This window comes from Longitalea arenae, from assembly GCF_016924755.1.
In the GTDB taxonomy this organism is placed as follows: Bacteria; Bacteroidota; Bacteroidia; order Chitinophagales; family Chitinophagaceae; genus Niastella; species Niastella arenae.
On the sequence record NZ_JAFFJX010000014.1, the window covers coordinates 68,607 to 90,771 of the forward strand.

A 22,165-nucleotide genomic window follows, 5' to 3' on the forward strand; every position below is an offset into this window, starting at 1 on the left:
CTTTTATTGTTCATTCATTACATCCAGGATGGTAAATGTTTTTTCACCGCCCGGCACCCGCCATTTTACCTGTTGGCCTTTTTTAAAACCTATAAGCGCCGTACCGATAGGGGCCATCACCGAAACCCTGCCCTCCTTAATATTGGCTTTATCAGGTGTTACCAGCTTAAACTGCAAAATATCGTCAGCCTCTTCCGCTTTTACGCGCACGGTAGAATTGATCCTGACAACATCGCCGGGAAAATCGTCTTTGTCTACCAACTTTGCTTTCTTCAATTCAGCCTGCAGGTCTGCAGCATTGCGTTGGTCAAAAGCCGTCTTTGCTTTTCCTCCATGCAGGTAAGCGATCAATAATTTGTAATCATCTGTTCTGAGCACCAGTTCATTATTTATCGTTAACATGATAATACTGTTTTATAGTGAAAGAATATTTTCGTTGCTTATGTTCAGCCACGCTTTTTATTTTAGGTACCTTCGGCCAGATCACATCCTTCTTTTGCCGGGTATTTACAATAACGAGCAAGAACAATGGCATTGTAATCAATAGAATAAAGTAAAGATCTGTATGAGTAGTATATGCTTCCCGGATCACAATAACATTCACCAACACAATAAGCAGAAGCATCGTTCCTCTTAGCGAAAACGACCTCTTACGTATCATGATATAACTCCTGTATGTTTAAAAACTGCCCATTAATAAAAATGAACCAACCTGATTTCTGTCATCCCCTCTGTTTGTTTTATCGTGAACCGATCATCTTACAAAGTACTTTCTGCCAGTTTTCCGCAATCTTTTCCAACTGCTGCCGATCAGTTTCCCGGTCGGTATAACAATCATAAAATGGCAAAACGACCCTGTTGCTTTTATCCTTGAAGTCAAACTCCAGGGCTACTTTTTCCAGGAACTGGTCAATACTGCTATTTTTCAGCTCCTCATGATTTATATTCCGGTATGTTCTTGTAAGCGATATGGCATGAACTTTATTCAGATCAATAACAAATGAACGCTTCAGCGCATCGCCGGTATCCAGCACGAACAAACAGTTCTTTATGCCGTCGAGTCCCACAATTGTATTACCAATGACAAGGTGACTGGTGAACGATAAATTCAAGCGCGATCCATGCTCACTGAGCTCCAGGTATTTGCTTTTCGCAAAGGCTGTTTTCAAATTGCTCATACTGATAAGAATTATAGTCAATGCCATAGCTTATGGCCGCCCATTGTTTTTCTACAATGACAGTAAGCACAGGTATGCAATTGCCGTAAAAGCTAAATGGCTTAAAAATTACTTTGGGTAAAATCAAACAGCTTCCATTGTCTATAGAAGTATGTTATATCAGGCCTGGGGAATTAAGCCTGAGCCAGCGAGCTAAAGTCTTTGAAATTGGAAATGTAAAATAATCTGGTGCAGAAAGGATAGAATTCTGTGAAAGAGTCCAGGAATGAATTGGTTATATCGAGCACAAGGTGCTCGATAGCGTGACCAAAAACAATATTTTGTGATAAACCTGGCATTGAAATAAAATTAGTAAAAACTTTACGCAATATAGCCAAGTAATAGTTAATTATTTACATCGGGGCTGTCAATCATTAAAAAGTGATGCCGAACTGGAAGCCGATCGTTACGGATGCGGGCAGTTCGTTGCCAAACCGAACAGGAACAGGAAGCGCTACAAAATAACCGCAGTGCTGCCCCTTTTTCACGATCTTATTCAATACAGGAGTGAAACCATACCGGCCCGATGTTTCAAAAGCGGCCCGGGTTGCCAGCGTAAAACCTTTACCCAGCCCGAACAAAGCGCCGGGATGAAAGAGAAAATTACTCATCTTATCGGTTCCGTTGGTGGCTCTTATAGTAGGTACAAATTCCATGGAAAAGCCAATTTTCGCACTCTTCCAGATATTAATACCGGTAGGCATTCCTACAACGTAGCCGCCATCAAAATTGTAATGCGGCACTTGTTCTTTAGCATAAGTGACCAGGGGATGAAGAATGCCGACATACCCCGTGATCTTGGGATAGGCGGCAGGAGGCTGTTGTGCGGCCGTTCTAAGCATCAAGCCAGCAATGATCAGGCTTATCAATAAGATTGTCTTACCATTAAACGCAATAGATCCGGGCAATAAAAAATGTCTCATTAGTTAGGCGTTTCGTTCATTTCCGATTGAACTGCAATGCTATCACTAAATAATGGCGCAGGATAGAACAGAAATTACTGTCCTTGTACAAAAATTACTTTTTCCGCAGATTTTTTCTATAAGCCGAAGGACTGCTGCCGGTATGCTTTTTAAAGATCCGTGTAAAATGACTTTGATCTGAAAATCCGGCCAGATAACCAATATCCGTGAGTGAATAAGCGGGATTATTCATTAGTTCAATGGCCCGGTCGATCCGTTGCTTTCGCATGTAGTCACCGAAAGACATATTATCGAAATGTTTCGAGAATTCCCTTGACAGGTAAGACGGGTTGATGTCAAGGTCTTTGGATAATTCTTTCAGTGTAACTTTTGTATCAATATGGTCCTGGATCATTTCCTTTAATTCCTGCACCCAGGCAGGCATCTCCTTGCCAGGTACCTGGTTGTTTTGAATGTATTTAATAATAACATCGAGCAACAGATTCTCAAACGGTTGCTGCGTATGCTTTTCATGTTGCAGGTATTTTGCCCAACTGTATAATGCGTCATAGATCAACATTCCCTTTTCCAGCAGCTCAAGGTCGTTCTTATAATTATAGGCCAATCCTGCCGAAATCGCCCAAAGGCCGGAGGCTTGTACCGCTATCTCATGGCGGTCGGTATCTGCCCCGCGAACGATGGGGGCCATTACCTGTATGGCCGGATCAGTAAGTTTATATTTTTTGATCAGGTAATCGAAAGTACATTCTTTGCCATAATGGGTATACTCCACATCGGGGATATCGAAAGGCACCGCGTTCAACTCTTTTGCCCTGGGCAGTACCTCCGCGAAAGGAACATAATAAAATACTGCTTCGGGATCAATAAAGCGTTTGATCAGCCAGGGACAGGCGATCCGGTCAATTTTGGGATGTTCTCTTGTGATCCAGTTCATAGTACTCAATAATACGCATTCTTGTAAAGTTACGCAGTTCTAATTCCGGCATTTCGCAGCTCCGGCTGGGCTTAAACCGGCCGGAAACAAGTGAAATTATGTAATCGGTTGCTAAGGCGCCACCAAACCAAAAAAATCCCCTGGCTGTATTGATATCTCCATGATGAGCGCTTGCTTTTTTGTGACCTGCCACCTCGCCCCGGGCATCTTTTTTGATTAAAAAAATGTAATCGGTTTCATTTTTTTGCTTTTTTTCCTAAATTCGTTTTGCCATAGGTTAAATGCTGACTGGCCCAACGATTGAACACGCTTAAAAAACGCCGTATGCAACACTCTAACTGCTTCTCCAACAGACAATTAATCCATTACTTTTTATTTATATGCCGGGTTTCAGGATAGTTCTTCACCAACTGTTCCTGGTCCTGCCTGCCTATGCATTGCCCTACTCTGGTTAGCTCCGGTTGCTTGTATTTGTTGCTGCGTTTGAAGGTATCAAAACAATAAAAGCTCTATAATCAAAACGATGAATATGAATAAAATTGAACACCCCAAAAAAATGAGCCTGCAAAGGCTGTTATGGGAGAAAGTGCTTGCGATGACCTTGCTTGTTTTATTAAGCTGCTTCGCAGGGACGGCAGCGTATGCTCAGAATACGGTCAGAGGTAAAGTCACAAACAATACAGGGGAACCTGTGGCTGGCGCTTCGATAAGTATTAAAGGAAGCGCTGTTGGTACTAATACTGGTGTCGACGGCAGCTATTCTATTCCTGCGGCGAAAGGCGCCGTACTGGTTGTTTCAAGCGTTACTTATGCAACGAAAGAAGTTACCGTAGGTGATGATAACACGATCAATATTGAACTTACTCCCGCGTCATCCGATCTGGGTGAAGTAGTGGTGGTAGGATATGGTACTCAACGGAAAGAAGCGGTGACCGGCTCCGTTGCTTCCATGGGCGGCGAAAAAATGCGCGAAGTACCTTCACCCAATATCTCGCAAGCCCTGCAGGGGCGTTTACCCGGGGTGGATATTGCGCAAACTTCCACGCGGCCTGGTGCTACCATGCAAATCAGAATTCGTGGTACCCGCTCACTCAGTGCCGACAACAATCCATTGATCGTACTGGATGGGATCCCCTTTATCGGATCGCTGGCCGACATTAACCCGAATGATATAAAGAGCGTCGATGTACTAAAAGACGCATCAGCCACGGCTATTTACGGTTCGCGCGGCGCCAATGGTGTTATCCTCGTCACAACCGACAAAGGCGGCAAGAACAGGAAACCCCGCATCAATTACAGCGGTTATGTTGGCGCACAGAAAGTGTTTGCCAAATATCCCATGATGGACGGGCCCAAGTTTGTTGCACTGCGTAAAGCTGCCAATCAATATCCAAACGGACAGGATGAGGCAGACAGCATCAATACCGACTGGCAGGACCTGTTTTATCAAACGGGCATCGTTACTGACCACAATATCAGCCTTTCAGGAGGTTCTGAAACGGGCAGTTACAATTTCGGCGGCGGTTACTACCTGAACCAGGGTGTGGTGCCTACTCAGCAATACAAACGTTATTCACTGCGCGGTTCAATAGACCAACAGGTGGGCAAACTCTTCCGTTTCGGCGTTACTACCAATACCAACTACAATCAAACTGAAGGAAGCCAGGTAGGCCTTTATAATACCTTAAGCATGACGCCTATTTCTTCCCCGTACAATGCAGACGGCTCTTTGAAAAGAGGCATCCGCATGGCGGCAGACAACCAGTTTGTTTACACGAAAGACGTTGTTAAGAACTTAAGGGACAATGACCAGTGGTTAAACGAAACCCGCGGCTTCGCTACCTACAATGCTATTTATGGCGAAGTGAAAGCGCCATTCCTCAATGGATTGAAATACAGAGTGAACCTGGGGCTCGATTATATCCAAACACATAATGGCGCCTATACCGGCGCAGGCGTAGGCGATGCGCTTAACCCGAATACGGCTTCCTCTGCTTCTGTTGATAACAGGAATACCGTTCACTATACACTCGAAAACCTGCTTACTTACGACCGCACTTTTGGCAAACATACCTTCAATGCGGTGGCCCTGTATTCTGTAGAACAGAATAAATACAACAGGTCGAATATGGCGGCGCGTGACATACAGTCCGATGACTTTCAATTTTATAACATCGGGCAGGCCGCAGGACAAATAACCATAGACCCTGCTAACCAGGACTACCAGTTATGGGGACTTCAGTCGGTAATGGGACGTGTGATGTATTCGTATGATAACCGCTATATGATCTCTGCTACCGTGCGTTCGGATGCATCTTCAAGGCTGGCCCCCGGTCATCAATGGCATACCTATCCGGCAATATCTGTAGGTTGGAACCTGACGAATGAATCGTTCATGCAGGGCCTTCCTATATTCGACAATTTGAAATTACGGGCAGGTTTTGGGCAAACCTCCAACCAGGCGATCAACCCCTATGCAACGCTGGGACAACTGGCCACAAGACCTTACAATTTCGGCCCTACCAATTATTCCACCGGACTGTATGTATCTCAATTGCCAAACGCCAATTTAGGATGGGAGTTCTCCAAGACCTGGAATTTTGGGGTTGACTTCAGCATACTCAAAAATCGTTTGTCAGGTACCATCGAATATTATATTACCAAGACCGAAGACATTTTGCTCGGCCTCGACCTGCCGCCAACTTCTGGTGTAACCAGCTATACAGCCAATATCGGCGCAACGGAGAACAAAGGATTCGAACTTGGGTTGAACGGTACGATCCTCGACAACCTGAATGGCTTTACCTGGGATGCGGGCATTAATTTCTTTGTAAATAAAAACAAACTGGTGTCCCTCGCTTCCGGACAAACCCGCGATGAAGGGAACTGGTGGTTTGTAGGCCACAATATCAATGCGATCTATGATTACGAGAGAGAAGGCCTGTGGCAAAAAGACGATCCTTATTTAACAACGCTGGAGCCAGGTGGTAATGTGGGCATGATCAAAGTAAAATATACCGGCGGATATAAGTCAGACGGCACACCGGAGCGGGCCATTGGACCGGCTGACAGACAGGTGCTGGATGTGGACCCTGATTTCCAGGGCGGCTTCAATACCCGTGTTTCATACAAAGGATTCGATCTTGGGGTAGTAGGTTTTTTCAGAAAGGGAGGTATACTTTTCAGTACCATCCATGGAGCAAGCGGCTATCTTAATTTGTTGAGCGGCCGCCGCAACAATATAGATGTAGATTACTGGACACCGGAAAATACAGGTGCAAAATATCCCAAACCCGGCGGTATTGTAAGCAGCGATAACCCGAAGTATGGCAGCACGCTCAGTTACTTTGACGGCTCTTTCCTGAAAATACGCACCATCACATTGGGTTATGACTTCAACCAGCGCCTGCTGAGAAATTCGAGTCTTAAAATGCGGATGTACTTTACCGCTCAAAATCCTTTTGTCATGTTCTCGCCATTTCATAAAGAATCGGGGCTTGATCCTGAAACCAACTCCTTCGGTAACGAGAATGTTTCTTCAACCGGAGCGATCAGTTCCAATCCGAATCTGCTGAGACGCATTCTTACTGTAGGCTATAACAGCCCATCGACCCGGAATTATATTGTTGGCGTTAATTTGACATTTTAAATCATTTAGCATTATGAAACATTTGCTTATAAGATCACTTGTATTATCAGCATGTACCATGCTGTTATTTTCAAGGTGTAAAAAAGTTTTGGAGGAAGAGCCGCGCAGCTTTTACGATCCCAATTTCTTTAAAACTGAAAAAGGCGTGCAGGGCGGAATAACATCACAGTATGCCCATCTTCGCTTTATATACGGCCAACCCTATTTTTATAACTCGCTGGAGACCGGTACCGATGAATATACCTGGGCCTCATCGGCTGATGCCAACTTCAAGGACGCCGATCTCAGCGGGGTGGGAAATTTAACGCCGGCCAGCAGCCGCTCCGATGTATTATGGGGAACCGCCTTTTCAAACATTAATACCGCCAGTGGGATTATCGAGAACGCCGCTGCCGTGGGTACATTCCCCGCTTCGCTGATCGCTGAAGCCAGGTTCTTCCGCGCTTTCGATTATTTTCTGCTGGTGCAAACATTTGGCGGCGTGCCTTTGGACCTCGGTGCAGGCGAATTAAAATTCAACACGGCCCCTTCCAGGAAATCTGTACGCAACACAGTGCCTGAAGTATATACTAAAGCCGTTTTCCCAGATCTGCTGCAGGCAGTTGATGAGTTACCGGCTACACCCCGGGTAACCGGCGGCGTTACAAAAACAGTGGCAAGGCTTTACCTGGCAAAAGCGTATTTAACCTATGGCTGGTGGTTGCAGAATCCTAACAATATTCCAACCTATCCGTTAACCAGTAGAACGGACCCCGATGGCCATGATGCACAATGGTATTTTCAAAAAGCCTATGATATAGCTGTTCAGGCTATTGATAACCCCGGTCCGTACGGCCTGGAAAATACATTCTATGACCTTCATGTGGGCGGCAATGACCGCAACAAGGAAATGTTGCTGTATGCCGACCATACGCAGGAAAGCGAGTTTTATAACGGTGCTTGTCTTGCCTGTTTTGATGCAGAGTCAGGCAATGGCAGAAACTCCGCCTCATGGATGGTAACCTTTAACTATACAGTGATCAGAAGCTCGCCCGATGCCACAGGTACAGGTGCGGGCGTTAGTTCGGTACAGCGTGAAGCGGCCCAGGCTTTAGGACGGCCATATACACGTATGGCCCCCACTATCGGAGCTATTACCAATACATTTGCCGATAAAACGCTCGACTCGCGGTATGACGGTACTTTCACTACCGTATACAGAGGTAACTGGCCAAAAGGCGGCACAACTAATGCCACATTATACAATGCCAACGGTTTACCGGTTACACCGGGGCAACCCATATTAACGTTCCTCGATGATGAATCGCTGGCCCCTGCTATTACCTATCCTTCCGGAGCCACTTTTCCCGGTAAACCCGCTGCCAATAACATTGGCGCCGGCCAAATAAACGGCAGGGCTGACTGGGTGATCACACCCCGGGCCATCAGCAGGATCGTATATCCCAACTTGTGGAAGATCGGCGTATACAGGACCGATAATGGCGCAGGTCTCGGCCAGCCAAATGCCACCAGCACCCGTCCCTTCAAGATCGCCAAATTCTCCGAGCTGTATTTTATAGCTGCTGAAGCAGCCGTTAAAGGCGCTACTCCGGCAGCCGGCAAAAGCGCCCGCGATCTGATCAATGTGATCCGTGCGAGAGCGGGTAAGTGGAAGTTCTCCAACAAAGAGAATGCGCCCTTAATTGCAGACAATAGCGCTGCTATGGTAGCTGCCACACCTGCCACCATAGATATCAATTATATTCTGGCAGAACGTTCCCGGGAATATTTCGGCGAAGGTCATCGCTGGTTCGATCTTGTTCGTACACAAAAGTGGAATGAACTTGCCGGCACCTATGAAATTGCCGGTCCTGCGTATGGCAATCATACACCGCAGTTGGTAACGCGTACTATTGAGCCGAAACATTATTTGCGGCCGATACCGCAAGACCAGATGGACCGTATGGAATTTACAGCCGAAGAAAAAGCGGCCTACCAGAATCCAGGATATCAATAGACAATAAGATTATTAAAGGAAACAGGATGAGTGCCATTCGCCAGCTGGCGGATGGCACTCCTTTTTTATTTCAAAATCATCATTCTTAGAAATTTACAACTCATGCTATAATCCTTGTACGTTCCAAGGCTCGTTCGTAAGCCATCTTTGTGTTGTCAATCGGTACAAACACAAACAAATAATACAAACAACTAAAAACGAAACTTATGAACTCCTTAAAAAACAAAGTAGCCTTAATTACCGGATCAGCAAGAGGATTAGGCAAAGCCATCGCAGAACGTTATGCCGCCCTTGGCGCCGACATCGTTATCAATTATTCCCGCGACAAAGCTTCTGCTGATGAAGTAGTAAGTAATATCACTGCCATGGGCGCCCGGGTGATCGCAGTGCAGGCGGATGTTAGCAAAGTAGCCGATATCAAACGCCTTTTTGAAGAAGCCATCCATGCATTTGGTAAGATCGATATCGTAGTGGCCAATGCCGGTATTGAAATGGTGGAGACCCCGGTTACCGAATTCACCGAGGAGCAGTTCGACCGCTTGTTTTCCATCAACGCCAAAGGCGCCTATTTCACCATGCAACAGGCGGCGCTTAAGGTAGCCAACAATGGCCGTATCATTTACATCGCTTCCAGCACCACCTCCTTCCCCATTCCCGGAATGGCAATATACGGCGGCAGTAAAACCGTTCCCCGTTACCTGGTTGATGTATTGTCGAAAGAGATCGGTCATCGCGGTATTACCGTAAACTCCATCATTCCATTTGCCGTAGACCACTCAGGCATTTTTGCCGACCCCAATAGCTATCCTGAACTCAGAAGATCATTGATTGAAAGTTGTCCCATGAAACGCCTGGCTGAAGTGGAAGACGTAGCCAATATTGCCGAGTTCTTCGCCAGCGATCTCAGTTCCTTTGTAAACGGACAGCATCTGCTGGTCAATGGCGGGGCTACGCAGTAATACCCGGCCGCCCTGTAAGGTTCGTCACCCGGTCTTGCACTTCCAGCTAATAAATGGCAGCTGACTGGTCGGCTTTTGCAACCTAACCGACCTGTCAGGTACGCCCAAGAATAAATGTGCAGGCTCATGCGGCGTACCTTACAGGTTTTTCATTTGTTATCCGGCCAGGGTATCGAACCCTCTCACGGTTTCTTATTAACTTGCTAATCGGTCAACTCATCAGTATATTAACTAATTCCCTACATTCTGGTCATGTCAACCAAAAATCTTGTAGTTAAGACCCTGAACGAACTGTACGATCTCATGGGGCTTTCGCACAGCGTTATCGACCAAAGCTCCGGGTTTTCCATTCTGTACCTGCAAGACCTGTTCAGTGAATATCCGGTCTCTTCCATACCCTTCCGGCCCAATTTCTTCAGCTTTCTTTTTATAAAAGATGCATTCGGTAACTATACCATCGACGATCTTAATTTTCCCATGGTGCCCGGAACTGTTTATTTTACCAACCCCGGTAATTTTCGCAGGTTTGAATGGCATAAGATCACCGATACCTGCCTGCTTGTTTTTAATGAATCATATTTAAAGGAACAGGTTCATCCGGATATCTACCGCGAATTCTCATTCCTGCTCACTGAAACGGTTGAACCGAGGGTATTAACTCCTGAGCAATTTGTGATCATTGAAGAACTGTATACATTCATTTACCGCGAACACCATGGGCAGTCCCCTTACAAGAACAAGGTGATTGGCAGTTCGGTCGTAACGCTGCTGCTGAAGATCAAGGAGTATTTCTTCCAGGATTATAATCCGATTTATGAAGGCAACCGCAGCTCGCAGATCGTAAAAACATTCAAGCAAAACCTCGAGCAGCATTTCCGCGACCTGGCCAGCGGCAAAACCGACACCCAGCTGCGGGTACAGGATTATGCCGACAAACAATTCCTGCACGTCAATTATCTATCGAGCGTGATCACCAGCAAAACCGGCAAATCCATTACTGCCTGGATCGCCGATAAAACCATTGCAGAAGCCAAGGTGATGCTGCAGGACAAATCGATGAATATAAAAGAAATTGCCGCCAAACTGGGCTTTTTGGAAGCTTCGCATTTCAGTAATTATTTCAAGAAACACACCCATCAAAGCCCCGCCGATTATCGCAGGCAACTGGTTTAACCGGGCGCTTAATCAATGAGCTTATCAGGTGTTATGGGCAATGACCGGATGCGCTTTCCGGTAGCGTTGAATACTGCATTGGCAACTGCCGGAGCAACGCCTACAAGAGCAATTTCACCCAGGCCTTTTGAGCCCATGGGATTGGTATGCGGGTCTTTTTTATTCACAAACAACACGTCTACATTAGGTATGTCAGCATTCACCGGCACATGGTAATCGGCCAGGTTGTTGTTGACCGGCCTTCCAAAGCGGTGATCAATCACCATATCTTCCATTAACGCCATTCCGATGCCGCCCACTACCCCACCGATCATTTGGCTTGCGGCTGTTTTTGGACTTACAATTGCACCAGCATCGGCACAAGCCACCACATGATCTATTTTGATTCGGCCAGTTGGCGGATGCACCCGCAATTTCACAAAATGCACGGAGAAGGAATACATGGAAAATGGCTGTTGTTTGCCCCTGGATTCCCGGGTCAATTCAAGCGTAGTTAATCCGTTTTGGGAAAACAGGTCACTATAGGCTATTGTGAGAGTATCATCTTTTTTTAATGAAATGCCGCTTGCAGAGAACCGGAGATCTTCGGCTTTTACCGTTTGTACATTGGCTTTATGAAAAGCCAAACCTTCTTTCCCGGCCAGTTCAGCTATTTTTTCTTTTAAGGCAACACAGGTTTCCTGAACGGCTGCACCAACTGTAGATGTAACGGTGGATCCGCCCTGTGTGGGTCCCGGCGGCAAATTGGTGCTGCCCATTTCCACTTTTATGTTGTTCACCGGTATTCCCAATTCATTGGAGGCTACGGAGGTCATCATGGTGGCGGTACCGGGCCCCATATCATTTACAGAACATTGCAGCAACAGTTTACCATCCGGCTCCAGCTTTATTTTAACGGTAGCGGCACCACGAAACGCACCAAAAGAGCCGGTGCCCATACCGTAACCGATCAACCACTCTCCATCCTTTACAGCACCCGGTTGCGCTTTTCGTTCTTCCCAGCCTATTTTTTCCGCGCCCATCTCATAACATTCCTTAACATGTTTGCTCGACCAGGGAAGATTGCGCTCAGGATCTGTATCCGCGTGATTCCTAAGCCGGAATTCAAGTGGATCGAGGTTCAGGGCAAAGGCCAGTTCGTCCATAGCCGATTCCAATGCGAATGCACCGGTAGCTTCCCCCGGTCCGCGCATCCAGATCGGCGTGCAAATATTCAGCGGCACCAGCCGGTAACGGGTCGTTACGTTCGGACAGGCATACAGGAAGCGCGAGATGTTTACGGTTGCTTCCGTAAATTCTTCATACGATGAAGTGTCTGCGATGGCTTCATGGGTAAGGCCCACGAGTTTACCGTCTGGTGTTGCGCCGAGTCCGATCTTTTGAATGGTCTCAGGACGATGGCCTACATTGGTAAACATCTGTTCGCGGTGCAATACCAGTTTTAAAGGGCGGCCGACTTTTTGGGCGCCCATGACGCCTGCAATTTCATAAGGCCAGGTACGCAGTCCCATACCAAAGGCGCCGCCTATATGTTCGGCATTAACGGTAATATTCTCCAGTGGCAACTTAAATGCACCGGCGATTGAACGTTGCGTAGCTTCAACGCCCTGCGTTTTCGTAAATACCGTTACTTTATCCTTTTCCTCCCAGCGCGCAATGATGCTGCCCAACTCCATAGGGTTATGCACCTCAATGGGATGGTAATATTCCTCTTCAATTTTTACGGGTGCATTTTTATAGGCATCAGCTTCTCCCCGTTTATAATCTTCAAAGCGGGGGCCGGTAGGTGTTTTTTTTCTGGCCAGGTTCGTTTTCAGTTCGGTTTGATGCTCTGCCTTTTCATATTGCGCTTTTACCAGCTTTGCAGCATACACTGCGCGTTCAAAAGTGTCGGCTATAACCAATGCAATGGGCTGATCGTAATAAAATATTTCATTGTCATAAAAGATGCGCAGGGGTTGCCCGGCTGCGGGTGGTTTTGAAGGATCTTTGCCTGTTTGATAACCAGGCAGCTTGGGTGCATTCAAATGAGTAATGACGGCCAGTACACCGGGTGCGCGCTCCGCCGTTTTTGTTTCCATGCTTTTGATACGGCCTTTTGCTATGGTGCTGCCCACCAAAAAACCGTAGGCCATATTTTGTGCTTTGTATTCAGCCGAGTAGGTGGCTGTACCGGTTACTTTTGCCCTGCCATCAACACGGTCGATGGGATCATTTTTGTCGAAGAAAAAGTGCTTACCCATAACATTCTTTTATGATTTTGCGGCGGCTGTTTTTAATGCTTCAACGATGGTGTTCGGCGCCAGTTTTAATTTAAAGTTGTTCTGTCCATACCCTTTGGCGCCGCGCATGGCTAGCTGCGCTGCCTCGCGGAATACAGGTTCCGAAGCATTTTTGCCTTTAAGAAATGCCTCCGCTTCGCTTAAGCGCCATGGTTTGTGCGCTACGCCGCCCATGGCCAGGCGAACATCATTGATACTGTTGCCCTGCAGATCAAGGGCAGCAGCCACTGATACCAGTGCAAAAGCATAGGATGAGCGGTCTCGCACTTTTAAATAATGCACATTCTTTTTATATGGATTGTCCGGTATTTCCAGGCCAATGATCAATTCGCCTCTATCGAGGGTATTATCTTTTTGAGGCGTTTCACCCGGCAGGCGGTGAAAATCTGAAAATGGAATACGCCGGTCCCCTTTAGGCCCGTTCACCAATACCACAGCGTCTAAAGCAACCAACGCAATACACATATCGCTGGGATGAACCGCAATGCATTTATCGGATGCGCCAAAGATGGCGTGCATCCGGTTAAACCCTTTCAGGGCGCCGCAGCCGGAACCAGGTTGCCGCTTGTTACAAGGCAGATCTGTATTATAAAAATAAGGGCAGCGAGTGCGCTGCATCATGTTACCGCCAACAGTAGCCATATTGCGCAATTGCTGCGAAGCGCCGGCTTTAAGCGCCAGGCAAAGCAGTGGTTGTTCTTTTTGTATCAATTCGTTTTCGGCCACATCGCTGTTCAGCGCCATGGCGCCAATATGTATTTTACCACCTTCCTTTTTTATCTCCTTTAATGGCAGGTTGCTGATATCAATCAGCTTTTGCGGGGCCATTACCCCTTTTTTCATGAGATCGATGAGGTTAGTGCCACCGGCGATCCATTGGGCATTGCTGTCCCTGCTCAATGCTTCAATAGCAGCTTTTGGGGTGGAAACCCGCAGGTAATCGAAGTTGATCATAACTGCTGCCCTCCCTTTTTTACATCAGCAATAGCTTTTACAATATTGGGGTAAGCCCCGCAGCGGCATATATTTCCACTCATGTACTCGCGGATCTCATCCTCTGAATTGGCATGTCCTTCCCTGATACAGGCTATGCCCGACATTATTTGACCGGGCGTACAATAACCGCATTGAAAGCCGTCGTGTTTGATAAAAGCTTCCTGCATGGGATGCAATCGATCCCCATCGGCCAGTCCTTCAATGGTGGTCACTTTTTTACCTTCCTGCATCACGGCAAGCGACATACAGGAAAGCACCCGCTTTCCATTAACATGTACCGTGCAGGCCCCACACTGGCCATGATCACATCCTTTCTTGGTGCCTGACAATGCCAGTTGCTCGCGAAGCAGATCCAGCAAAGTAACGCGGGGCTCTACAGACAATTTGTGGTGGGCGCCATTTACCTCTATTGACAAAGGCACCTGTTCGAAATAAGCGGCTGCCTTTTCGTCTATTTCAGATTCAGCGGCCTTTACCAGGTGGGTGGGCGCTACGGCAAGCGCAGTGAGCAGGGAAGATTGCTTTAAAAATTTTCGCCGCCCTTCATTGGCAGCCTTGTCGTCTGACTGATCATGGTACGATCCTTTTGTTGCCATACTGCTTTGATTTTATCGGCTTACAATTTTGCTACCGAATCAGGCTGTCCAAAGGTATCGTAGTTACTATCCTGAAAGTTATGAAAATCAAACCAATCATTACGATTTTCAAACATTGCCCTAATTGCTGCGCCTAAACGCTATTCAGGAACCGAAATACCTGTCAAGCGGGCGCAAAGGGTTAGAAGTTTGTCTTGCAGCTGTACATCGTCTGCCTGCGGATGACAAGGTGCTGGTTTATGGCGACTAAAGTAATATCCGCTTACTTTCGCTTTTGCATCATCGCTTACGGCCAGCCACACCTGGGTTTTATAACCACTTTCAAAACTGTCGGGAGCACCGGGCCCACCCATTTTAGTGGGCACCCAACCGGGGTTCAGTGCATTTGCATATACATCCGGCCATTTACGGGCAATTGCCTTACAAAGCATCACCACATGCAGTTTTGAATCTGAATAGCTGATGCGGCTATTTCCGTTTTGGAGATCTCCGGGCTGAAAGCGGCCCTGCATATGCATGCCAGAGCTCAGGTAGATCAGCCGCCGCGGTCTTTTTATCAGGCAGGTAAGGATATAGGGTGCTACGGTGTTCACCATAAGTATATCTTCTGCCGACGCATTGTATACACCTGCATTATGGATCACGGCATCGAAGCTTCCCAACGCATTCACTACTGAGGCGAGTTGAATGGTTTGCTCCATGCTGCCAAGATCAGCTGTTACCACAGCTTCTGCACCCGGCACCCTGGCCATTGCCTCATTGGCTCTTTTTTCATTGCGGGCGTGAAGCAGCACCTGGTGCCCCTGGGCAACCAGCGCCTTGGCCGCCAACTGCCCAAGGCCATCGGCCGAACCGGTGATAAATATTCTTGCCATCTATATGAATGAACTTGTACTGGTTTTATGCTTTTTTAAATGAATTTACCTCAATGACAAAGCGATATTTTACATCCCCTTTTGGTAAACGTTCATTCGCTTCATTGATCTTTCCTGCGTTGCTGCAATGCCGCCGGTCATGGAACCGGCAAACTTCTCTGGTATGGGCCGACATAGCTACCATCCCTGCAATTTCATGGCCACCCCCCGGTCAGATAGCCCCCTTACATATCTGATCTTAGAAATTTGCAACTCATGCTATAAATCTTGTACGTTCCGGGCGCCGCTCAAAAGCCATCTTTGTGTTGTCAATCGCACAAAAACAAACAATTAAAACAAAGTTATATGAACAGCTTACATAACAAAGTAGTATTAGTTACAGGCGCTTCCAGAGGGATCGGCGCCGCCATTGCTAAAAAATTAGCCGGCCATGGCGCCAAATTAGTCATCAATTATGCAGGCGCTCAAAGCGAAGCCGATCAAACCGTGCAGGCCATCCAGGATAATGGCGGCGATGCCATCGCCGTGAAAGCCGATGTAAGCAAACCCGCTGAGGTGGCGGCCCTTTTCGATGCAGCCATAACTCACTATGGCAAGATCGATGTACTTATCAACAATGCCGGCATCATGATCACAAAACTGCTGAAAGATACTACCGATGAGGATTTTACCCGTCAGTTCGAGATCAATGTACGGGGCACCTTCAATACCATGCGTGAGGCGGCTACCAAACTGGCCGATGGAGGCACCATTATTAATACGTCTACCACGCAAACCCGGGTCATGACTCCCTTTTATTCCACTTACGTTGCCACCAAAGCTGCTGTGGAACAATTGACCCGCGTATTTGCCAAAGAAGTGGGCGCCAGAGGCATCACGGTCAACGCCATCTTGCCCGGCCCTACCAATACCGAACTTTTCACGAAAGGCAAAACCCAGGAACAAATTGACCGCCTGGCTTCACTCAATGCTTTTAACCGCCTGGGTGAAGTGGAGGATATCGCCAAGGTGGTCAGCTTCCTGGCCAGTGACGATGCCAAATGGATCAGCGGACAAACCATTGGCGTAAACGGCGCCATGGCATAAAGACAACCATACCATCACCTTTAAATTTTCAGCTATGCATATCCCAAGAATCATGATCGCTTTTATATTATCAGCAGGCAGTTTAGTTGCCGAGGTAAAAAGTGAATGCAATAAACACTATGCTAAAACAATATATATGGATACAAGCAAACTTACCAATCCCATTGTAAAAGGGGCGTTTGAGGCCTGGCAAAAAGGAGATTCGCAATTATGGCTTTCATATTTCACAAAGGAAGCGCAATTACTCGATGATGGCCATCCCCGGAACTTTCATAAGTTTTCGACCGAAGCCATAGGTACCGAACGATTTACCAGTGTTGACATCGTAAAAAACAATGGCCGCTCCATTTACGGAAAATTCCATAGCGATACCTGGGGCAATTTCAAGACCTATTTCAAATTTCATATCGACGCCAACAATAAGATCTATAAACTCGAGATCGGACAGGCAGATTATTAATTAATATATGTAACAATTTACATGAAGCGGAAGTGAGCGTTCAGCACCTGTTGACTGAATAAAAAGAGGACCCCAACGAGGATCCTCTTTCAATTTATTTAGTGAAGCCGCTTTCCGCTCCTGCATAATGGCCACGGGCAGCCTGTATACCGGCTTTATTACATGGCAGGTGCAGTGGTCAGTTTTGCCGGCTCCCCGTTGATCATCACATTCTGCAGGTTCATTTCCTTCACATGATCTACCTGCATGGGCGTTTTAACGCCATTTATAGTACTGTTGACGATCTTCAGATTTTGCACCGGTGATTCTTTATAGGCGCGCACATACACGCCGTATTCGCCGCCATCTTCAACATCCAGGTTCTCTACCCAGATATTGCGGATAGTTGGAATGAACTTACCCGGCTTCTCATAGAACATATTACAATGCACCGCTGCATCTTTGTAGGTGCCTACTTTAACATCTTTCATGAACACATTCTCGATGATGCCGCCTCTTGATGAACTTGTTTTTATCCGCAATACGCGTTCGAGCTGGGGACTGCTCATAGTACAATTGATGGCATAGATATTTCTGGCGCCACCGGCGATCTCACTGCCGATCACCACACCGCCATGTCCTGCTTTCATTTGGCAACCTTCAATAAGATGGTTCTCTGCCGGGCGGCCGATCCTTCTGCCATCTTCATCACGCCCTGATTTAATGGCAATACAATCATCACCGGTGTCAAAATAGCAATCCCTGATCAAAACATTCTTACAGGCTTCGGGGTCGCATCCATCGGTATTGGGTCCTCTCGATTCTACCCTTACTTTTTCTACCGTTACATTTTCACACAAAACAGGATTGATAAACCACATTGGTGAGCTGATCATCGTAACGCCGGAGATCAGGATATTTTTACAATGGTAAGGCTGTAACATACTGGGCCGTAAGTAATGGCCTTCTCCAAATACTCTTTTCCGCGGATCAACATTATTGTGCATTAACACGTGCAGGCTGTCCCTGTCTGGCTGCTGCCTCGGCACGCCCTGCTTCCAGCCATATCTTGGACTTCCGCACCAGGGCCACCAGGCTTCCTTATTGGCGTTGCCATCCAGTGTACCCGTGCCGGTTACAGCTATATTTTCTTCTTTCCAGGCATAGATCTGGGGAGAATAATTCATACATTCCATGCCTTCCCAGCGAGTAAAAACAATGGGGTAATCTTTGGGATCCTGGCTGAAAACAATAGTAGCATTGTCCTGCAAATGAAGATTTACGTTACTCTTCAGATAGATGGGGCCGGTAAGAAATTTGCCGGCAGGCACCACTACCCTTCCGCCTCCATTGGCATTACAGGCTTCGATCGCTTTTCTAAAGGCTTCCGTATCTTTAGTAACTCCATCACCTTTGGCGCCATAACTGGTTACCACAAAATCTTTTTTCTTGAAAACCGGTGCTTTAATCAGCTTCCGTAACTGCTCGATCTCTTTTAATGGCTGCGCTGTTGTAGTCCACACTTTCGATTGTCCTTTTATTACGGATGCAAATAAAAGAAAAAGCACAGTGGCGGTCAAAGGAAGTTTCATCAAATTAATTTTAATTGTCATGGAATGAGCCATTAAATTAGGACAAAATACCGCTCAATCAGTTATACCTATAAAAAAACCCCGGCAGTTGCCAGGGCATTATTAAAGGGGAGGAATATGCTTTTAATGTGCCAGCTTTTCATATGACGCCAGGCCGCTTTGCAGGAACTGTTTATAGCGCATTATATCGTAATCGGCGCCTTGTGGTGGCGCCAGTAATTGTTTTGTTTTTGGATCGAGCAACACATAAAATGGTTGTGAGTTGGCTTTAAATGCACTCGTCTGCAGGAAACTCCATTTATTGCCGATCGTTTTTATCCGGCGGCCTTCGGGCGTTGTATATTGTTCGGCTTGCGGCAAACTGGTTTTATCATCCACATACAATTGTATCAGCACATACTCATCGTTGATCAGTTTGGCCACTTCGTCATCAGGCCACACATTCGCTTCCATTTTGCGGCAGTTCACACAGGCATGGCCGGTAAAATCGATCATTACCGGCTTACCTGTATGTTGAGCGTAGGCTATACCTTCTTCATAATCAAAAAAAGGTTGAAATCCTTTTGGCGCCTCGAAAAGACCGGCGTACTTACGAGGCAGATCAATGGTTTTAAGTTTTTCATGGCTATTACCTGTACCAGAGGAGAGATCAAAATCCTGGCTCGACATCGGCGGCAGAAAAGCACTTACGCTTTTCAGGGGAGCACCCCATAAACCCGGTACGAGATAAAGGGTAAAAGAAAGGCAAATGATCGCGAGCGATAAGCGGGGCACGGTAATATGGGTTACTGCACTGTCATGACTGAACCGCAGTTTTCCCAAAAGATACATGCCCAGCAATCCAAAGATCACGATCCACAATACCAGGAACACTTCCCGGTCGAACCAGTTCCAGTGATAAGCCAGGTCTACGTTGCTGAGAAATTTTAAGGCCAGCGCCAGCTCAATAAAACCCAATGTTACTTTCACGCTGTTAAGCCAGCCCCCCGAGCGCGGTAATGCATTTAACCAGGAAGGAAATAAAGCGAACAGGGTGAAAGGCATGGCCAGGGCCAGCGAGAATCCAAACATGCCCACAGCCGGCCCCAGCAAAGCACCGGTTGTAGCCGCCTGCACCAGCAGGGTGCCAATGATGGGACCAGTACAACTAAAAGACACAAGCGCCAAGGTAGCCGCCATAAAGAAGATAGCGGTCAACCCCCTGCCGCCTGATCTGTTACTCACCTTATTCACCCAACCAGAAGGCAATACGATCTCAAAGGCGCCCAGGAAAGAAGCGGCAAAAACGACCAGTAACAGGAAAAAGAAAAAATTGAAAATGCCATTCGTCGACAGATCGTTCAATGCATCGGCGCCAAACAGTATTGTAATCAGCAGTCCCAGCAATACGTACAGCAGGATGATACTACACCCATAGATGAGCGCTTTCCCGATGGCGCCCTTTGCGTTCGAAGCATTCGAGCCTTTGGTAAAAAAGCTTACGGTCATGGGCAGCATGGGAAAAATGCAGGGCATGAGCACCGCAGCAAAACCGCCCAGCAAGCCGGCAATAAAGAGGGCGGGCAGGGTTTGCGGCGCAGCAGCATCAGCCCCTTGTACAACCGCAGGTATAACAACAGCAGTATCTATAACAGCCTTAGTCATTGTATCTGTTGCAGCAGGAACGCTATCCGTGATGGGTGTGAACTCCACATCCTCTGTGGAAACGGTATCCTGGCTGTACCCCAATTGCAGGCCGGTGAGCATAAGAAGGATCAACAACAAACTGCACAGGCTGATATGCCGGGCGAATCGAATTGACATAATTAAAGAAGTAAGCAATTACTTAATAGGAATGCTGAATGATTGCGTATCGGGCGGTAAACATTTTTCATCATTGCAGGTCATATACTCTACACTGCCCTTTACCGTTGTCTGCAGCTTTTTCAGCTTTATCCTTTGCTGAAAGATCACCGATTTTTCAAAAAATGCCACCTGCATGTTAAAGGCGCTTTCCATTCGCACAATGGGCTTTGGCTCCTGGGTAGCGCCATTCAAAGTGTAATCTTTTGAAGCAGGAAAACTAAATGTTGTTTTAACCGGTCCACCCTCACTTACATGTTGAGAATATAAATGCCAGCCTTCATCGATCGTGGCTTTTATAAATACAACAGCCTCGGTCGCATTGATCTTTTTGGCGCCGTAGCTCCAGCGCACCGGCTTCAATATTTGGGCACTCAGGCTTTGCAAAGACAATACGAGCAATGCAGCGAAAAATAATTTCGTTGTCAAACGCATAAACAATAGTTGTGTTCAGGAATTAATAGTGCAATCTTATAAGGATGCGGTTTAAAGTCTGCTGATGGTGTTGTACCCGGTAAAACTGATCTGGGGCGTCATATAAGCTTCTTTCACCGGTTCTTCTTTTACCAGGTCGGTACTGAGATATTTCTTATTGCTGTCAGGCAAAATAGTTACTACCACAGCCTCTTTGCCTAATTTTTCTTTCACTTTTATAGCACCGATGACATTGGCACCTGATGATATCCCGACTGCCAATCCCAGTTCTTTGGCCAATTGCTGCGCCATTAAAATGGCATCGCCATCGTGCGCCTGCACAACTTCATCAAGTTCTTCCAGTTTTACGATGGCCGGAATGAATTCATCGGAGATGCCCTGGATGCGATGGCTGCCTACCTTATAACCGGTAGTTAAGGTAGGCGACTCAGCCGGCTCCAGTGGATGCACCAGAATCTCCGGCTGCTGACTTCTTAAATACTGGCCTACGCCCATAACGGTTCCACCGGTTCCTACCCCTGCAATAAACGCGTTGGGTTCTAAGCCATAATGCTGCAGTTGCAGCCATATTTCACGGCCGGTGGTATGCGCATGTGCCGCTGCGTTGTGATCATTCTCAAATTGCCTTGGCAGAAATACACCGCCCCGTGCATACAGCGCTTCACTTAACCGGATGCTGCCCAGGAAACCACCCTGCGCTTTGCTCACCAGCTCTATCTCTGCACCCAGGCTTTTGATGATGTGCATGCGTTCGCGCGATAACCAGTCGGGCATAATGATCTTCACATCATGGCCCAGCGCTTTGCCAATGGCGGCAAAGGCAATGCCTGTATTGCCGCTGGTTGCTTCTACAATTTTATCTTCAGGCTGTATTCTGCCCTGCCGGTATGCCTCTTGCAGAATGTACAGCGCCATACGGTCTTTAATACTGCCTGTTAAATTATAATGCTCACATTTTACATAAATGCTGTGAGCAGCGCCTTTGAACATGTACTGCAACTCGAGCATCGGCGTGTTACCCACCAGCTTCCATAGTTGCCGGAATTTGTGCTCAAATGCAGGGGCTTTTTCTGTTGCAGGCATGTACTGAATTTTCACTAAAATTGGTGGAGATAACGATTCTTTCCAATAGGTTAGCCGTTTTACCGGAAATTTTATGGATAACGGCCCT

General features: G+C 46.9%; 20 protein-coding genes. 6 read left to right on the forward strand and 14 right to left on the reverse strand.

Translation table 11 applies throughout. From position 1 onward, the window contains the following. Positions 1 to 3 precede the first annotated feature (3 nt). From JT717_RS22335 to JT717_RS22355, 5 genes are all read right to left on the reverse strand, one after another. On the reverse strand, positions 4 to 402 hold the full coding sequence (locus JT717_RS22335) for a GreA/GreB family elongation factor (RefSeq protein WP_205513263.1): 399 nt from the start codon (positions 400 to 402) through the stop codon (positions 4 to 6). Then, a complete protein-coding gene (locus JT717_RS22340) occupies positions 386 to 661 on the reverse strand; it encodes a hypothetical protein (protein WP_205513264.1) in 276 nt (91 codons plus the stop codon). Before JT717_RS22340 ends, JT717_RS22335 begins: the two co-directional genes overlap by 17 nt. 79 nt (positions 662 to 740) lie before the next feature. Beyond that, positions 741 to 1,178 (reverse strand): hypothetical protein, encoded by a 438-nt coding sequence (locus JT717_RS22345; RefSeq protein ID WP_205513265.1) that lies wholly within the window; start codon positions 1,176 to 1,178, stop codon positions 741 to 743. A gap of 413 nt (positions 1,179 to 1,591) precedes the next feature. Then, positions 1,592 to 2,140, reverse strand: a complete 549-nt coding sequence (locus tag JT717_RS22350; RefSeq protein ID WP_205513266.1) for a hypothetical protein — start codon at positions 2,138 to 2,140, stop codon at positions 1,592 to 1,594. A gap of 94 nt (positions 2,141 to 2,234) precedes the next feature. After that, on the reverse strand, positions 2,235 to 3,074 hold the full coding sequence (locus tag JT717_RS22355) for a chromate resistance protein ChrB domain-containing protein (protein WP_205513267.1): 840 nt from the start codon (positions 3,072 to 3,074) through the stop codon (positions 2,235 to 2,237). Between the two features lie 529 nt (positions 3,075 to 3,603). Here JT717_RS22355 and JT717_RS22360 point away from each other — a divergent pair. From JT717_RS22360 to JT717_RS22375, 4 genes are all read left to right on the forward strand, one after another. Next, positions 3,604 to 6,723, forward strand: a complete 3,120-nt coding sequence (locus JT717_RS22360) for a SusC/RagA family TonB-linked outer membrane protein (protein ID WP_205513268.1) — start codon at positions 3,604 to 3,606, stop codon at positions 6,721 to 6,723. A gap of 13 nt (positions 6,724 to 6,736) precedes the next feature. Further along, positions 6,737 to 8,719, forward strand: a complete 1,983-nt coding sequence (locus JT717_RS22365; RefSeq protein ID WP_205513269.1) for a RagB/SusD family nutrient uptake outer membrane protein — start codon at positions 6,737 to 6,739, stop codon at positions 8,717 to 8,719. Between the two features lie 206 nt (positions 8,720 to 8,925). After that, positions 8,926 to 9,678, forward strand: coding sequence for an SDR family oxidoreductase (locus JT717_RS22370; protein WP_205513270.1), 753 nt, complete (start codon positions 8,926 to 8,928; stop codon positions 9,676 to 9,678). Between the two features lie 252 nt (positions 9,679 to 9,930). After that, positions 9,931 to 10,851, forward strand: a complete 921-nt coding sequence (locus tag JT717_RS22375; RefSeq protein WP_205513271.1) for a helix-turn-helix domain-containing protein — start codon at positions 9,931 to 9,933, stop codon at positions 10,849 to 10,851. 8 nt (positions 10,852 to 10,859) lie between these two features. Here JT717_RS22375 and JT717_RS22380 read toward each other — a convergent pair whose 3' ends face one another. The 5 genes from JT717_RS22380 to JT717_RS22400 form a co-directional block, all read right to left on the reverse strand. Further along, on the reverse strand, positions 10,860 to 13,094 hold the full coding sequence (locus JT717_RS22380; protein ID WP_205513272.1) for a xanthine dehydrogenase family protein molybdopterin-binding subunit: 2,235 nt from the start codon (positions 13,092 to 13,094) through the stop codon (positions 10,860 to 10,862). A gap of 9 nt (positions 13,095 to 13,103) precedes the next feature. Further along, the gene (locus JT717_RS22385; RefSeq protein ID WP_205513273.1) at positions 13,104 to 14,087 is read right to left on the reverse strand and encodes an FAD binding domain-containing protein; all 984 of its coding nucleotides are present in this window, start codon (positions 14,085 to 14,087) and stop codon (positions 13,104 to 13,106) included. After that, a complete protein-coding gene (locus JT717_RS22390) occupies positions 14,084 to 14,725 on the reverse strand; it encodes a (2Fe-2S)-binding protein (RefSeq protein WP_205513274.1) in 642 nt (213 codons plus the stop codon). Before JT717_RS22390 ends, JT717_RS22385 begins: the two co-directional genes overlap by 4 nt. 140 nt (positions 14,726 to 14,865) lie before the next feature. Continuing rightward, positions 14,866 to 15,600: an SDR family NAD(P)-dependent oxidoreductase gene (locus JT717_RS22395; protein WP_205513275.1), complete on the reverse strand. Its 735-nt coding sequence runs from the start codon at positions 15,598 to 15,600 to the stop codon at positions 14,866 to 14,868. Positions 15,601 to 15,625: 25 nt separating this feature from the next. Next, positions 15,626 to 15,775 (reverse strand): hypothetical protein, encoded by a 150-nt coding sequence (locus JT717_RS22400; protein ID WP_205513276.1) that lies wholly within the window; start codon positions 15,773 to 15,775, stop codon positions 15,626 to 15,628. A 170-nt stretch (positions 15,776 to 15,945) separates the two neighbouring features. Between JT717_RS22400 and JT717_RS22405 the strand changes: the two genes are divergently transcribed. Both JT717_RS22405 and JT717_RS22410 read left to right on the forward strand, forming a co-directional pair. Then, positions 15,946 to 16,686, forward strand: a complete 741-nt coding sequence (locus tag JT717_RS22405) for an SDR family oxidoreductase (RefSeq protein ID WP_205513277.1) — start codon at positions 15,946 to 15,948, stop codon at positions 16,684 to 16,686. Positions 16,687 to 16,822: 136 nt separating this feature from the next. Next, positions 16,823 to 17,146, forward strand: coding sequence for a hypothetical protein (locus tag JT717_RS22410; protein ID WP_240348361.1), 324 nt, complete (start codon positions 16,823 to 16,825; stop codon positions 17,144 to 17,146). Positions 17,147 to 17,304: 158 nt separating this feature from the next. Here the strand turns inward: JT717_RS22410 and JT717_RS22415 are convergent, their stop codons facing one another. The 4 genes from JT717_RS22415 to JT717_RS22430 form a co-directional block, all read right to left on the reverse strand. Continuing rightward, positions 17,305 to 18,717 (reverse strand): glycoside hydrolase family 28 protein, encoded by a 1,413-nt coding sequence (locus JT717_RS22415; protein WP_205513279.1) that lies wholly within the window; start codon positions 18,715 to 18,717, stop codon positions 17,305 to 17,307. Between the two features lie 123 nt (positions 18,718 to 18,840). Beyond that, positions 18,841 to 20,520, reverse strand: coding sequence for a protein-disulfide reductase DsbD family protein (locus JT717_RS22420; protein ID WP_205513280.1), 1,680 nt, complete (start codon positions 20,518 to 20,520; stop codon positions 18,841 to 18,843). 18 nt (positions 20,521 to 20,538) lie between these two features. Beyond that, positions 20,539 to 20,994, reverse strand: coding sequence for a protein-disulfide reductase DsbD domain-containing protein (locus tag JT717_RS22425; protein ID WP_205513281.1), 456 nt, complete (start codon positions 20,992 to 20,994; stop codon positions 20,539 to 20,541). Between the two features lie 51 nt (positions 20,995 to 21,045). Then, on the reverse strand, positions 21,046 to 22,077 hold the full coding sequence (locus tag JT717_RS22430) for a PLP-dependent cysteine synthase family protein (protein ID WP_205513282.1): 1,032 nt from the start codon (positions 22,075 to 22,077) through the stop codon (positions 21,046 to 21,048). Positions 22,078 to 22,165 lie beyond the last annotated feature (88 nt).